This window comes from Mesorhizobium sp. BR1-1-4 (assembly GCF_020165375.1).
GTDB classification, from domain to species: Bacteria; Pseudomonadota; Alphaproteobacteria; order Rhizobiales; family Rhizobiaceae; genus Mesorhizobium; species Mesorhizobium australicum.
The window spans coordinates 123,063-137,620 of the sequence record NZ_JAIUIB010000010.1 but is presented as its reverse complement, the minus strand read 5'-3'; the positions used below and the strand labels follow the sequence as shown (position 1 = coordinate 137,620).

At 63.7% G+C, this 14,558-nt stretch carries 14 protein-coding genes; 6 read left to right on the top strand and 8 right to left on the bottom strand.

The genetic code is table 11. From position 1 onward, the window contains the following. Positions 1–319: 319 nt before the first annotated feature. The gene (gene pncA, locus LB571_RS22025) at positions 320–934 is read left to right on the top strand and encodes a bifunctional nicotinamidase/pyrazinamidase (protein ID WP_224597914.1); all 615 of its coding nucleotides are present in this window, start codon (positions 320–322) and stop codon (positions 932–934) included. Between the two features lie 66 nt (positions 935–1,000). Beyond that, complete coding sequence (locus LB571_RS22020; RefSeq protein WP_181171071.1) at positions 1,001–2,383, top strand: sodium:proton antiporter; 1,383 nt, start codon at positions 1,001–1,003, stop codon at positions 2,381–2,383. Here the strand turns inward: LB571_RS22020 and LB571_RS22015 are convergent, their stop codons facing one another. The 8 genes from LB571_RS22015 to gcvA all read right to left on the bottom strand — a co-directional run bounded on the left by LB571_RS22015 (position 2,384) and on the right by gcvA (position 11,091). Beyond that, a complete protein-coding gene (locus tag LB571_RS22015; RefSeq protein ID WP_140615266.1) occupies positions 2,384–3,106 on the bottom strand; it encodes an ABC transporter ATP-binding protein in 723 nt (240 codons plus the stop codon). It lies immediately after the preceding gene. Next, the gene (locus tag LB571_RS22010) at positions 3,103–3,828 is read right to left on the bottom strand and encodes an ABC transporter ATP-binding protein (RefSeq protein ID WP_224597912.1); all 726 of its coding nucleotides are present in this window, start codon (positions 3,826–3,828) and stop codon (positions 3,103–3,105) included. The genes LB571_RS22015 and LB571_RS22010 overlap by 4 nt, the downstream gene beginning before the upstream one ends. Further along, positions 3,825–4,787: a branched-chain amino acid ABC transporter permease gene (locus LB571_RS22005; protein WP_224597909.1), complete on the bottom strand. Its 963-nt coding sequence runs from the start codon at positions 4,785–4,787 to the stop codon at positions 3,825–3,827. The genes LB571_RS22010 and LB571_RS22005 overlap by 4 nt, the downstream gene beginning before the upstream one ends. Then, positions 4,784–5,665: a branched-chain amino acid ABC transporter permease gene (locus LB571_RS22000; RefSeq protein ID WP_224584146.1), complete on the bottom strand. Its 882-nt coding sequence runs from the start codon at positions 5,663–5,665 to the stop codon at positions 4,784–4,786. Before LB571_RS22000 ends, LB571_RS22005 begins: the two co-directional genes overlap by 4 nt. A 121-nt stretch (positions 5,666–5,786) precedes the next feature. Further along, positions 5,787–7,091 (bottom strand): ABC transporter substrate-binding protein, encoded by a 1,305-nt coding sequence (locus LB571_RS21995; RefSeq protein WP_140824215.1) that lies wholly within the window; start codon positions 7,089–7,091, stop codon positions 5,787–5,789. A gap of 157 nt (positions 7,092–7,248) precedes the next feature. Beyond that, positions 7,249–8,619, bottom strand: a complete 1,371-nt coding sequence (locus LB571_RS21990; protein WP_224597907.1) for a hypothetical protein — start codon at positions 8,617–8,619, stop codon at positions 7,249–7,251. A gap of 77 nt (positions 8,620–8,696) precedes the next feature. Further along, positions 8,697–10,001 (bottom strand): nicotinate phosphoribosyltransferase, encoded by a 1,305-nt coding sequence (gene pncB, locus LB571_RS21985; protein ID WP_015314470.1) that lies wholly within the window; start codon positions 9,999–10,001, stop codon positions 8,697–8,699. Positions 10,002–10,119: 118 nt separating this feature from the next. Continuing rightward, positions 10,120–11,091, bottom strand: a complete 972-nt coding sequence (gene gcvA / locus LB571_RS21980; RefSeq protein ID WP_224597904.1) for a transcriptional regulator GcvA — start codon at positions 11,089–11,091, stop codon at positions 10,120–10,122. A 210-nt stretch (positions 11,092–11,301) separates the two neighbouring features. Here gcvA and speB point away from each other — a divergent pair, with 210 nt between their 5' ends. The 4 genes from speB (at position 11,302) to LB571_RS21960 (ending at position 14,542) form a co-directional block, all read left to right on the top strand. Beyond that, positions 11,302–12,363, top strand: coding sequence for an agmatinase (gene speB / locus LB571_RS21975; RefSeq protein ID WP_015314472.1), 1,062 nt, complete (start codon positions 11,302–11,304; stop codon positions 12,361–12,363). A gap of 74 nt (positions 12,364–12,437) precedes the next feature. Continuing rightward, the gene (locus LB571_RS21970) at positions 12,438–13,235 is read left to right on the top strand and encodes a transporter substrate-binding domain-containing protein (RefSeq protein WP_015314473.1); all 798 of its coding nucleotides are present in this window, start codon (positions 12,438–12,440) and stop codon (positions 13,233–13,235) included. A gap of 6 nt (positions 13,236–13,241) precedes the next feature. Further along, positions 13,242–13,898: an amino acid ABC transporter permease gene (locus tag LB571_RS21965; protein WP_224597890.1), complete on the top strand. Its 657-nt coding sequence runs from the start codon at positions 13,242–13,244 to the stop codon at positions 13,896–13,898. Then, a complete protein-coding gene (locus LB571_RS21960; RefSeq protein ID WP_224597889.1) occupies positions 13,895–14,542 on the top strand; it encodes an amino acid ABC transporter permease in 648 nt (215 codons plus the stop codon). The genes LB571_RS21965 and LB571_RS21960 overlap by 4 nt, the downstream gene beginning before the upstream one ends. Positions 14,543–14,558 lie beyond the last annotated feature (16 nt).

The following is a 14,558-nucleotide window of genomic DNA, read 5'->3' as shown; positions in this document are numbered from 1 at the left end:
CTTCCCAATAAGGTGGGCCTTCCCGATAAAATGGGCTTTGCCCGAACTGGCCCTCCCGAGGCGCTTGCCCAAGGAAGTCTTTACCGGCCTCGACCGGTAAATTCATTCGTATGCAAATGATATCAAGACGGCGGAAATTGTCAAAGCCAGAGTTTGCGCCGGCATACGTCCGGCTGGCATCGCCACGCATTTGTTATGCCGCTGGAGGTTGACGCGGACCGCCATCTGGTCAAGTTTCTCCTCCAGTCGCGCCAGCGGCTTTTTCTTTCGCCGGGTGCCTCGTTCGGAGCCCGACCCCAGCCTGACAGGAAGGAAGCCCATGGCCGACGAAGCGCTCGTTGTCATCGACCTGCAGAACGACTTTTGCCCGGGCGGCGCGCTGGCCGTTGCCGGCGGCGACGAGATCGTGCCGCTGGTCAATGACATGATCCGGCGAACAGACCATGTCGTGCTGACACAGGACTGGCACCCCGCCGGCCATTCCAGCTTCGCCTCCAGCCATCCGGGGTCGCAGTCCTATTCGACGATCGAGATGCCCTATGGTCCGCAGACGCTGTGGCCGGACCATTGCATCCAGGGCAGTCTCGGCTCGGATTTCCATTCCGGACTTGCCTGGACCAAGGCCGAACTCGTCATCCGCAAAGGCTTTCGCCCGGCCATCGACAGCTATTCCGCCTTCTTCGAGAATGATCACGCGACGCCCACGGGGCTCGCCGGCTATCTGCGGGAGCGCGGCATCGACACACTGACCCTGGTCGGCCTGGCGACCGATTTCTGCGTCGCCTTCTCGGCGCTGGATGCGGTCAAACAAGGGTTTAGAACCACGGTCAGGCTCGATGCCTGCCGTGGCATCGATCTCAACGGATCGCTCGAGACAATGCTGGCGAAGATGCGCGATGCCGGCGTGACGCTCGAAGATCGCACTTCGGGCTGACTCGTGGGGGGTAGAAGGGGATACTTGCCGATAGCGACCGGGGCGGGCGGCGCGATCATCGTCGCGATGCTGTTTCCGGCACAGGCCTTCGCGGCCGAAGAGCACGGCCTGCCTGGCGGCGCCATGTCGCTGTGGTGGGCCTTGCCGTTTGCCGGGCTGCTGTTGTCGATCGCGACCGGTCCGCTGCTGTTCCACCATGTCTGGGAACATCACTACGGCAAGATCGCGGCCTTGTGGGCGGCGCTGGTGATCGTGCCGCTCGCGATTGCCTTCGGTGCTCCCGCGGCGACCGAGGCGGTGCTGCACGCGCTGCTCACCGAATACATGTCGTTCATTGTCCTGCTGTTTGCGCTCTATACGATTTCAGGCGGCATCCTGCTTGCCGGCAACATCCACGGCACACCGCTGGTCAATGCCGGGCTGCTGATCGTCGGGGCGCTGCTGGCCTCGGTGATCGGAACGACCGGCGCCTCGATGATACTGATCCGGCCGATCCTGCGCGCCAACGACAACAGGCCTTTCAATGCCCATGTCGTCATCTTCTTCATTTTCCTTGTGTCCAACATTGGCGGCTCGCTGACGCCGCTCGGCGACCCCCCGCTGTTCGTCGGCTTCCTGCGCGGTGTCGATTTCTTCTGGACGACCACCAACCTCTACCGGGAGACGCTGTTCGTTGGCGTCGTCGTGCTGGCGGCGTTCCTGGCGATCGACCTCATCCTGCACCGGCGCGAGGCCGGCGCACCGAAGATCAAGGATCCGACACCCGATACGAAGGTGCGCCTGCGCGGCCTGGCCAACCTCCCGCTGCTGGCCGGCGTGATCGGGGCCATCCTGCTGTCGGCGGCGTGGAAGCCGGGCGTGAGTTTTTCCGTGTTCGGCGTCGGTCTCGAACTGCAGAACCTGGTCCGCGACGCGATCATCCTCGCGCTGGCCCTGCTATCGCTTCCGCTCTCCTACAAGAGCCACCGCGAGGCGAACGGCTTCAACTGGGGTCCGATCGCGGAAGTGGCCAAACTGTTCGCCGGCATCTTCATCTGCATCGTCCCGGTCGTCGCCATTTTGAGGGCCGGCCACAACGGTGCGCTGGCGCCGCTGGTCGCGCTCGTCACCTCGGCGCAAGGCACGCCCAACGACCTCGCCTATTTCTGGCTGACCGGTGCATTGTCGTCCTTCCTCGACAATGCACCGACCTATCTGGTGTTTTTCGAGCTGGCGGGCGGCGATCCCCGCCACCTGATGACGGAGTTCGCCTCGACGCTTGCCGCGATCTCGGCCGGCGCCGTGTTCATGGGCGCCAACACCTATATCGGCAACGCACCCAACTTCATGGTCTATGCGATTGCCAGACATCGCGGCGTCAAGATGCCGGGCTTCTTTGGGTACATGCTGTGGTCCGGGCTGGTGCTGGTCCCGACCTTCTTGGTCGCGGGTTTTCTGTTTTTCGGTTGATCAACCCACGCCGACATAGCGCCGGACCGCCGAGGGGTCGACGCGCAGGGCCTCGACATCGACCGTCTCGCGGTTGCGGCCGTTTTCGATGAAGCAGACACGATCGGCGACCGACAGCACGGCATCGACCCGCTGCTCGACCAGGATGGTGGAAACATTCATCTCGCGCAGCTTCGACACCGTGTCGCGGATCCTGGCGATCATCGACGGCATCAACCCTTCGGTCGGTTCGTCGAGCAAAAGCACCTGCGGCTCAAGGCAAAGCGCGCGCGCCATGGCCAGCATCTGCTGCTCGCCGCCGGACAAGGTGCCCGAGCGCTGCCGCAGCCGCTGACGCAGCAGCGGGAAGAGGTCGAGAACGTTCTCGCGCGTCGCCTTGCCTTTGCCGCGCGCCATCAGCCCGATCTCGATGTTTTCGGCCACCGTCATCTCGGCGAACAGGCGCCTGCCCTGCGGCACGTAGGCGACACCGGCCTTCGGCACTTCATGGGCCGGCAGGCCGGTCAATTCCTGCCCTGCGAGCCTGATCGAGCCGGCACGCGCGGGAACCAGGCCCATGATCGCCTTCAGCGTCGTCGTCTTGCCGGCGCCGTTGCGGCCGAACAGGCACAGCACCTCGCCCTTGTTCAGCACCAGGTCGAGCCCATAGAGTACCTGGACCGCGCCATAGAAGCAATCGAGCCCGGAAATCGTCAGCGCTTCGACCGTGCTCGCCTCCGTCATGGCGCCGTTCCCAGATAGGCATCCTGAACCGCAGCGTTCTCGCGGATCGCCTCGGGCGTGCCCTCGGCCAGGATCCTGCCGGCGTTGAAGACGGTGATGCGATCGGCAAGCTGCATCACGACCGGCATGTTGTGCTCGATCAGCAGCACGGTGGCGCTCTTGGCGATGTCGCGCACGAGTTCGACGAAATTGTCGATCTCGCTGTCGGCCAGACCTTGCGTCGGCTCGTCGAGGATCAGCAGGCGCGGTTTCAGCGCCAGGCCCATCGCCACTTCGAGCAATCGTTGATGGCCGTAGGACAATTGCCCGGCCGGCATATGGGTGCGGTCGGCCAGCCCTGTACGTTCAAGCGCAGAGATGACGCCGGCACGCAGCTCAGCCTTCGAGCGGCGATCGCCGAGCGTGAGCTGCACCGGCAGCGCGACATTGTCATAGACGCTGAGGTTGGCAAAGACGCTGGTGATCTGGAAGGTGTAGGCGATGCCCCGGCGGACCCTGGCATAGGTCGGCAGGCCGGTGATGTCGGCACCGTCGAAGACGATCGCTCCCGAAGACGGCTGGATGCGGCCGCTGATCAGACTGACGAAGGTCGTCTTGCCGGCGCCGTTCGGACCGATGACGGCGCGGATCTCGCCCGGCATCAGGGTGAAGTCGACATTGTCGACCGCACGCAGGCCGCCGAAGCTGCGCGACAGGCCCTTGGTGGTCAGCAGCGGCGTCATGGCAGCCATCCAAGCCAGCGCTGGCGGATGGTGCCGAGAATGCCTTTCGGGAAAAACAGCACCAGCACAATGAGTGCCATGCCGACGATCAGCAGGTAGGCCGACGTGTAGCCGCTGGTGACGTCGATGACATAGTACATGAACAGCGTGCCGATCAGTGGTCCAAGCGTTGTGGCCGCACCGCCGAGCAGCACCCACAGCAGCGGCAGGATCGAATACTGTATCGAGGCGAAACTCGACCCGACATAGCCGAACAGCAGCGCGTAGGCGGCGCCGGACGCCGCGCAGATCGTGCCGGAGACGATAACGGCGGCAAGCTTGTTGGAGAAGGTGTCGTAGCCCAGCATCTTCGTGCGTTCCTCATTCTCCCGGATCGCTATCAGCACGCGACCGTATCTGGACCGGACGACGGCAAGCGTGATCAGCAGCACGAGCGAAAACAAGCCCAGCGCCGTCATGTAGCGTACGGTCGGGTTGGTGAGATCGAGCGAGGTGGCGCCGAGATTGAGGACACGCGCCGGCTGCGGCACGACCTGACCCTGATCGCCGCCGGTCCAGGCCGCGAAGTAGAGAATAGCCAGATAAAACACCTGCGCGAACATCATGGTGACGATCATGAAGGCCACGCCCGTGGTGCGCAGCGCCAGGAGGCCGATCACCAGCGCCAACGCCGCGCCGCAGGCAATGCCGGCGAGGAACGCCAGCGGCACGCTCCAGCCGAGCTGAATGACGGCAAGGCCGGCGCCGTAAAGCCCGGCGCCGAAGAACATCGCATGGCCAAGGCTGAGCAGGCCGACATAGCCGAACAGCATGTTGTAGCCCATGGCGAAGACCGCCAGCACCATGATGCGGGCGAGCAGGCCGTGATAATAGCCCGGCAAGAGGAAGCTCAGCATGAAGAGCATGGCAATCACGCCGAGATGCAGCGCATAGGCCTTTGCCGGCGAAGCTTCGCTCATCGCGATGCCGTCCCGAACAGGCCTTGCGGCCGGAACACCAGCACCATGGCGACCAGCAGCGTGGCGATGATCTTGGCCAGCGTCGGCGAGAAGAACATCGATATGATGCCGTCGGAGACGCCGATCAGCACGGCGGCGACGACCGTGCCGCGCAACGAGCCGAGGCCGCCGATGATGACGACGATGAAAGACAAGAGCAGCGGATCCTGCCCCATCAGGTAGTGCGCCTGGCTGATCGGCACGATCAGCACCGCGGCGATGGCCGCCAGCATGGCGCCGAGCGCGAAGACGCCGCCATAGACGCGGCCGACCGGGATGCCGAAGGCCTGCGCCGTCTCGCTGTCATACTGCGTGGCACGCATGATGAGGCCGATCCTGGTGCGCGTCAGCACCAGCCATGTCGCGATCAGCAGAAGAGCGGATGCGGCGATGATCGACAGCTTGTAGCCGGAATAGCCGAACCACGGCAGAAGGATGCGATAGCTGAACGGCGGCTCCACGGGCCGCGCTTCGGGGCCATAGAAGGTCAGCGCCAGCTGCTGGATGATGTAGAGCATGCCGATGGTGGCGACGATGGTGGCTTCCGGATTGTAGTTGAGCCGGCTCAGCACCAGCCGTTCGGCGACCAGCGCGATGGCGCCGACGATCAGCGGCGCGATCACCAGCGCCGCCAGGAAGCCAAGAGCCGGATGGCCGCCAATTGCCGATGTGATCGCCCAGGCAAGCACGGCGCCCAGCATGAAGAACTCGCCATGGGCGACGTTGACGACACGCATGACGCCGAACACCAGCGACAAGCCCAGGGCCGTCAACGCCAGCACGGCCGAGGTGACGAGGCCTTCAAGGGTTGCGAGGAGAAGGTGAGGTCCGAAGTGCATGGGTTAGCCACAGAGGGATGCGCGAGGCACCCCCCTCTGGCCTGCCGGCCATCGTGCGGGGGAGATGTCCGGCAGGACAGAGGGGGGTGCCTTGGCGCTCACGTTGGCTGCTGGAATGAGCTCACAGCGCCTGCGTCGTGTAATCCCCTTCGGCCTCGTAAAGCCCGTCCTCGATCTTGGTCTTGTGCACGACCTTCAGCTTGCCGCCCTCGACCTTGGAGATATTCTGGATGCCAAAGCACTGGTGGATCTTGCCATTGAAGGTTTTTGGCCCCTGCGGATGCTCCGGGCCTTCGGCGAATTCCTTCAGCGCCTCGGTCGCCTCGACCAGCTTGGCGCGGTCTTCCGGCCCCTTGTAGCCGGCGTCTTCCATCGCCTTCTTGACGACGTAGAGCGTTTCCCAGCAGCCGAACATGTGCGCGGCGGTGGAGACATCCTTGGCGTCGCCGACGGCGGCGCCATTGTCGTCGATGCCGACAGCGGCCCGATAGGCCTTCTGCGCTTCGGTGTCGTCGGGCTGGGCGTAGCGCGGCGAGCCTTCCCAGAAATGGCTGCCGTCGAGGAATTCGAGGCCGGGGCTGTTGATGTCCACGGCTTCCAGCGAATCGATGAAGCCGAAGAGTTGCGGCCGGTTGGAACCGTAGAACTCGCCGAGTTCCTTGACGAAGGTGAGCACCGCCGGGCCGACCATGACGTGGTAGATCACCTCGGTCTCGGGCGGGATTTGCGGGAAGTATTTGGTGAAGGACGATTCCGTCGGCGGAATGGCGATCTGCGCGATCACCTCGGCGCCTTGCGCCTTCAGCGCCGGCGGCAGGTAGTCGCGATGGTCGTAGCCGAAGGCGAAATCGGGGAATATCTGCGTCACCTTCTTGCCGGCATTGGCCGCGATCCATGGCGCCATCGACTGGATCTGGCTCTTCACGTCGGTGATGCCGGGCTGGAAGACATAGCGGTTGAGCTTGGTCGAGGCGACATGGTGACCTTCGCTGACGACGAAGTAGGGCATCTTGTTTTCGCCGGCGGCAGGCGCCGATCCGATGACGACATGCGAGAACAGCGTACCGAAGACGATGTCGGTCTTGTGCTGGGTGGCGAACTTGCCGATCACTTCGGCGCCGCGGCCGGGATCGGTGCCGTCATCCTCGATGATCACCTCGACCTGACGGCCATTGATGCCGCCGGCGGCATTGATCGCCTTGATCGCGGCGGCGGTCGTCTTCTCGTACCAGCGGCCATAGGCGGCGCCAATGCCGGTGCGGTGCGACTGGAAGCCGATCTTGATCGGCGCCGAACTCTGTGCCTGGGAGTAGCGGACGAAGCCGGGCGCCATGGCGAGGCCAGCGCCGGCGGCGAGGCCCTTCAGCGTGGTACGGCGGGTGAGTGTGGTTTTGGAGAGATCGAAAAATCCGTTCTTGTCAGTCACGTTCGTTCCCCTGTTTTTGTGTTTTGACCAACGATAAGGCGGCTCGAACATCCTCGGCAAGAGGATGCAAAATTGCATGTATACAAACTAAATCACCAAAGGCTTGGCCTGGCAAGCGAGCTTTCCTTCGGGCATGGCTCACAGGAGATGGCTTGTCTCATCCGACTGTCGGCGTGGCAAGCAGCCAGAGACCGAAAATGGTGTAGGCGATCATCAACACGGTGAGCGGAAACTGACTGAGCGCGGCGCGGGCAGGCTGGGGATGCAGGCGCCAGGCAAAGCCGTGCGCGACGAGGACAGCGAGCACATGGCCAAGGATGATGGCGCCCGCCTGGACATTCCACAGCCACCATGCCGACACCGCGCCGGCGACGATGCCGGCCTCGACCTGCATGTCGGCGGTGCCGAACAGGTTCCAGCCAAGCGCGAAGGGATCGGACAGGGAGGCCAGCGCATATTGGCCGTCGACCAGCAGCGCCGTCAGATAATGCGCGACATGGTAGGCGAGCGCGATCGGCACGATCGACCACACCAGCATGCCGGCTGCCTGGGCGAAAGGCTGGCCGCCGCGGGCAAGACGCTGGCCGAGGACGACGGCAAGCAGGAACACCGCCGCGAGCAGCACGAATGTCATAACGAGCCCAAGCGTGCCGCTGCCGATCACGGCCGTGCGGCCCGGAAACTCGAGCGGATTGATGCCGAACAGGCCGAGCCAGGAGAAGGTCTTCGACAGGCCGTCGAAGGAGACCGAGGACAAAGCGAGCAGCAGGAAGGCGATGCCGCTGGCGGGCAGCGGCTGGGCCCGGAGCAGTTTGGCGCCCGGCCAGCACAGCGCAAGACGGCCTTTGTCGCCGCGCTTGATCGGCGCGAAGCGCGCCACCACCGAAAAGAAGATGCCGAGGAATTCACCGCTGCGGCTCCATCTGTCGTAGCCGAACACCAGCATCGCCACCAAGGTGAACAGCCAGTAGAGGCCGGCGGCAAAGGCCAGCCGCGCCGGATCGTCGGGAGCGGGATAGACGAGTTCGAACCAGGCGAAGGCAAAAAACAGCATGACAGCCGGCCAGCAGCCGAGCCATTGCGGAAGTTGCCTGAACCCGTCATCGCTTCCGCCGGTCAGCCGCGACAGTAGCCGCCACGGGCCGTACCAGGGGTTGAGCCACGACCAGATATCGCCGAACACGCCTTGCAGCAGTGTCAGGCCGGCCCATAGCAGCGTCCACACCACCAGTGGCAGCGGGTTGGAGAGCGGGTCGCGGCTGCCGATGAAGCCGGCGGCGAGGAGAATTGCAAAGCCGGCAAAGGATGCCAGGCTGATGGCTGCGCGGACGCTGTCGCCGAAGGCGAATAGCGGCAGGCGTCGGCGCCAGAAACGGTCGAGGGTGTCGGACGGCAGCAATGCCAAGACAAGGAAACTGGCGGCCACGGCGAAAGCGCCGCCGGCGAGATAATAGCCGGTAGGAAGGAGCAGGACGTGGCCGCGGTCGGAGGCGTGGGCGAAGGCGAGAGTGGGGGAGACGAGCCACAAGGCCGAGAACCATAAGGCGAACGGCAGACGGAGGCGTTCTACGACAGAACTCGAACTGTCCAAGAGCCCGACCACCCTCAAACCTTGACCAGTTGCTCCACGCGATCCTTCTGCCCAAATATCCTCAAATACCGCTCGATCTCCTTGAGATCGCCGGTCGCCTTGGCCGGGTTGTCGGAAAGCTTGACCGCCGGCCGGCCATTGGCCTCGGTGACCTTGCAGACCAGCGATATGGCGTCGAGGCTGTTGGTTTGCGTCGGCGCGCAGCCTTCGAAGTCGTTGGTCAGGTTGGTGCCCCAGCCGAAGGACATGCGCACCTTGCCCTTGAAATGACGGTAGGTCTCCTCGATGGTCTCGACCTCAAGCCCGTCGGAGAAGATCAGCAGCTTCTGCCTGGGGTCCTTGCCCTTCTCGCGCCACCAGTCGATGATTTTTTCGCCACCTTCGATCGGCGGCGCGCTGTCGGGGCGGAAGCCGGTCCAGTCGGCGACCCAGTCCGGCGCGTCGCGCAGGAACGAGGCGGTACCGAAGGCATCGGGCAGCACGATCAAGAGATTGCCGCCATAGTAGCGCTGCCAGTCCTGCAACACCTTGTAGGGCGACTGCTTCAGCTCTTTTTCCGAATTGGCAAGGGCGGCAAACACCATCGGCAGTTCATGCGCGTTGGTGCCCAGCGCTTCGAGATCATTGTCCATGGCCAGCAGCACGTTGGAGGTGCCGGTGAAAGCCTCGCCGATGCCTTCCTTGAGCGCCTCGACGCACCAGCGCTGCCACAGGAAGGAATGGCGCCGGCGGGTACCGAAATCCGAGATGCGGATGCCGGGCAGCGCCTTCAGCCGTTCGGTCTTGGCCCACATCTTGGCCTTGGCGCGGGCATAGAGCACGTCGAGCGTAAAAGGCCCGAACGATCGCAAAGCGGCACGCGAACGCAATTCATTGATGATGGCGAGCGCGGGGATCTCCCAAAGCGTGGTGTACATCCAGGGGCCGGAGAAAGAGAGCTCGTACTGGCCGTCACGCTTGGAAAGCTCATAGTCGGGCAGCCGGAAGCCTTCCAGCCAGGCGAGGAATTCCGGCTCGAAAATCTGCTTGCGGCCGTAGAAATTGTTGCCGGCCAGCCAGATCATTTCCTTCTTGGAGAAGCGCAAGGTGCGGGCATGGTCGAGTTGTTCGCGCAGCTCGCCTTCATCGATCTCGTCGGCGAGGCGGACCGAAGTCGTCCGATTGATCAGCGAGAAGGTGGTGTCGACCTTGGGGTACATGCCCCAGATCATCTGCAGCATCAAAAGCTTGTAGAAATCCGTATCGAGCAGGCTGCGCACGATCGGGTCGAGCTTCCAGGTGTGGTTATAGACACGCCGCGCAATATCGGTCTTTGCCATGCTTGCTGCCGCCTTCGCTGCCTGCCACCCACAATCGCGACAGGCCTCATAGCATCGAATTGGCAAAAACGCTGCCCGCTTTCAGGCTGGCCCGACAAAAAGAAAGCCCTGCATGCGGCTATGTGGGTTTGCCGCCCATCACCTTGAGCGCGGGACGTTTGCGGCGGGTGACGAGGCGGCCCGCAACCGGGGCGTCGGCGCGGCCGTCATCCCCGGCCTTCTCGGCAAACAGCCAGTCGATGAACACCTGCACGATCGGCGTCGCCCGCATTTCATTGCGGCAAACGACATAGAAATCGTCGACCGCCGGCACCGACAGGCTGAACGGCGCGACCAGCATGCCCCTGGCCAGCAGGGCGCTTGCCGTCACCGAGTCGCCCAGCGCCACGCCGTGGCCATGGACGGCGGCTTCCGCCGTCATGCGTGCATCGCCGAGATGATGACGCCGGCCGCGCTCCAGGTCCAGCGCGTCGGCGGCGGCCAGCCAGGTGTGCCACTCGCGGCCATCGTCGCCATGCAGCAAGACATGTTCGGCGAGGTCGCGAACATTGCGGATCGGCCGGTTGTTGATCAGCGTCGGGCTGACCACCGGGAACAGCTCCAGGCCCGACCATTTGCGCATCCAGCAATCGGCCCAGCTGCCATCGCCATAGTGCACGCAGACATCGATATGCGGCGCCCGGCTATCCCTGGGATCGTTGGAGGGAATGAGCGTCAGCTGGATGTCGGGATATTGCGCGGTGAAGCTGCCCAGCCTCGGCGTTATCCACAAGAGCAGCAACGCAGGCACGCAGGACACCGACAGCGCGCCGCTGCTTGCCGGCCGCGTCAGCCGTTGGGTGGCGGCGGCGATACCGTCGAAGGCGACCGATACCGCCGGCAAAAGTTCGGCGCCATGCGGGGTCAGCTTGACCCGCTGGCCGACGCGCTCGAACAGCTTGACGCCAAGCGATTGCTCCAGCGCCTTGATCTGGTGGCTGACGGCGCCGTGCGTGACATTCAGTTCGTTCGCCGCCTTGGTCAGCGAGGCATGGCGGGCCGTGGCCTCGAAGGCGCGCAGCGGGTTGAGTGGTGGCAGGCGCTTGGCCATGGATGCTCGGCTTTACTGTGAGATTTTCTCACAGGAAACACCCTAACAATATCAATTGCTTTTTCAAAGCGGCTGCCGGACACTTTGATCCGGAGCAATATCAAGACGTGAAATCTGCAGACTGCCAGCGGGACAACGGCCCGGCCGGATGACGGTCGGTTCGCCCGAAATGACCGCCGGCACCACTGCATCAGCCGAGGAGAAGCGGATATGGGATACGATCGCGGCAAGCTCGATGCGCTGCGTCGCAAATATGGCGAGAGCCATGGCGGCGAGATGTTCGACCCGAAATTCCGCAAGGTCGCCGACAAGATCTTTTCCAAGAGCGGCACGCGGCTGGCGCCCTATTCCGGCATCCCGACTTTCCTCACCGCGCCCTACCGCGAAATTGCAGCGGACAATCCGGACTTCGGCGACCTGCAGGTGGCGATAACAGGCGTGCCGATGGATCTCGGCGTCACCAACCGGCCGGGCTCGCGCTTCGGGCCGCGCGCCTTGCGAGCGATCGAGCGCATCGGCCCCTACAATCATGTGCTGGAATGCGCGCCGACGCATGAACTCAGGGTCGCCGACATCGGCGACGTTCCGTTCCAGAGCCGCTACCGACTGGAGACCAGCCATGAGGATATCGAGCGGCGCATCAACCAGATCGTCGACGCCGGGGTCATCCCGTTGTCGGTCGGCGGCGACCACTCGATCACCCACCCGATCCTGAAGGCGGTCGGCAAGAAGGCCCCGGTCGGCCTGATCCACATCGACGCCCATTGCGACACCAGCGGCCTGTTCGACCTGACCAAATTCCACCATGGGGGCCCGTTCCGCAACGCGGTGCTGGACGGCGTGCTCGATCCGACGCGCACCATCCAGATCGGCATCCGCGGCTCGGCCGAATATCTGTGGGAATTCACCTACGAGTCCGGGATGACCGTGGTCCATGCCGAGGAAGTGACCGGTCTCGGCATTCCCGCCATCATCGAGAAGGCGCGCAGAATAGTCGGTGACGGCCCGACCTATGTGTCCTTCGACATCGACAGCGTCGATCCCGCCTTCGCACCGGGCACCGGCACGCCGGAAGTCGGCGGGCTGACGACGCGCGAAGTGCTCGAACTGCTGCGCGGCCTCAAGGGTCTCAACATTGTCGGTGGCGATGTCGTCGAGGTGGCGCCGCAATATGACGCCACCACCAACACGGCGCACGCCGGCGCGCAGGTGCTGTTCGAGATCCTGAGCCTGATGGTGTTCAGCCCGGCAGTATCAGGCAAGGGGGCCTGACAGAGAAAGGCGGCCGCCGCACTGGAGCCGGCGGCCGACCCAAACAATCAAAAGCTTCCAGAAGGGGAATGACAATGACAATCCACCGCAAATCATCCATCGCCGCCGTTCTGCTCGTGGGGTTAGCCGGCTTCGCCACGCAAGCCGCCAATGCCGACGCGCTGGCCGACATCACCAAGGCCGGCACCATCAATGTCGGCGTCTTCGCCGACTTCCCGCCCTTCTCCTCGGCCAGTGCCGACATGAGCCTCAAGGGCTATGACATGGATGTGGCGCAGTACATCGCCGACACGCTCAAGGTGAAGCTCAACACCGTTGCCGTCACCGGCCAGAACCGCATCCCCTATTTGAACGACCATCGCGTCGACATCCTGATGAGCGTCGGCTACTCGAAAGAGCGCGAGCAGGTCATCGACTTCGCCGCTGCCTACGCGCCCTATTACATCGCGGTGATCGGTCCGGCGGCAATGCCAGTCAAAGGCAAGGAAGATCTCGGCGGCAAGTCGATCGCCGTCAATCGCGGCACGTTGGAAGACACCTCGCTCACCGAAGCAGCACCGGCCTCGGCGGACATCAAGCGTTTCGACAACTACAATTCAGTGATCCAGGCCTTCATCTCGGGCCAGACCCAATTGATGGTCGTCGGCAACGATGTCGGCGCGCAGGTGCTGGCCAAGCAGGATGCGCTGAAGCCGGAGCAGAAGTTTCAGCTTCTGACCTCGCCTTCGCATATCGGCCTCAACAAGCATGAGGATGCCCTCAAGAAGGCGGTCAACGACGCCATTGCCAAGATGCTGGCCGACGGCAAGCTTGACGAAAGCTCGAAGGCCTGGCTGAAGACGCCGCTCAATCCCGACAACCTCAAGGATTGAGTTGCCGTGGCCTTCGGCTGGCTTCCAGGTGCCGTGGCCGACATCGCGCACGGCGCGGCGACGACGATCCTTTTAATCGCCGTCACCACGCTTGCGGGCACGCTGCTCAGCATCCTCGGTGCCGCCGGGCGGCGAAGCGGCCCCGCGCTGCTGCGCAGGGCCATCGGCTGGTATGTCGAGGTGATGCGCAACACGCCGTTCCTGGTGCAGCTGTTCTTCATCTTCTTCGGCCTGCCGAGCCTCGGCATCAGGCTCGATCCGATCCTGGCCGCCATCCTGGCGATGACGCTCAACATGGCCGCCTACACGATCGAGATCGTCGGCGCCGGCCTTGACGCGGTGCCGCACGGGCAGACGGAAGCGGCCCTGGCGCTCGGGCTGAGGCCACGGCAGGTGTTCATCAAGATCGTGCTGCCGCAGGCGCTCAAGATCATCTATCCCGCGCTGACCAGCCAGATCGTCATCATGATGCTGGAATCAGCCGTGGTGTCGCAGATCGCGGTGCGCGAGCTGACCTATGAGGCCGACATGCTGCAGGCGCGCACTTTCCGTTCTTTCGAGACGTATTTCGTCGTCACGCTGGTCTATCTCTTGATGTCGATGGCCTTGCGGCGGCTGCTGGTTGCAGGCGGCCGCCGCGCGCTCGGAGCTGGCGTGTCATGATCGAATTCACCCTCTGGGACATCGTGCGCAACCTTCTGCTTGCCGCGCGCTGGACGGTGCTTTTGTCGCTGGCCGCCTTCGTCGGCGGCGCGCTGGTCGGAATGGCGGTGCTGTTCCTGAGGATCGCCAAGAATAAATGGAGCCGGCGCGTTGCCTCCGGCTACATCGCGTTGTTCCAGGGGACGCCGCTCTTGATGCAGCTGTTCCTGATGTTCTTCGGCCTGCCGATGCTTGGCCTGCGCATCGAGCCGTGGACCGCGGCGGTGCTCGGCCTCACCTTCTTCGCCAGCGCCTATCTGGCCGAGATCTGGCGTTCTGGCGTCGATGCGCTGCCATTGGGCCAATGGGATGCCGGCGCCAGCCTCGGCCTTCACTATCTGCAGGAGCTCAGGCTGATCATCCTGCCGCAGGCGTTCGCGATCACCCGCGCGCCGACGGTCGGTTTCCTGGTGCAGCTGATCAAGTCGACCGCGCTGACCTCGATCATCGGCTTCGAGGAGCTGGTGCGGACTTCCAACGCCATCAACAACGCCACCTTCGAGCCGTTCAAGGTCTATGGGCTGGTGGCGCTGATCTTCTTCGCCCTATGCTTTCCGCTGACGCAGTATGCGCGACGGCTCGAAAAGCGAGCGGCGGCTCGCTGAGCCGAGAGCATGTTGC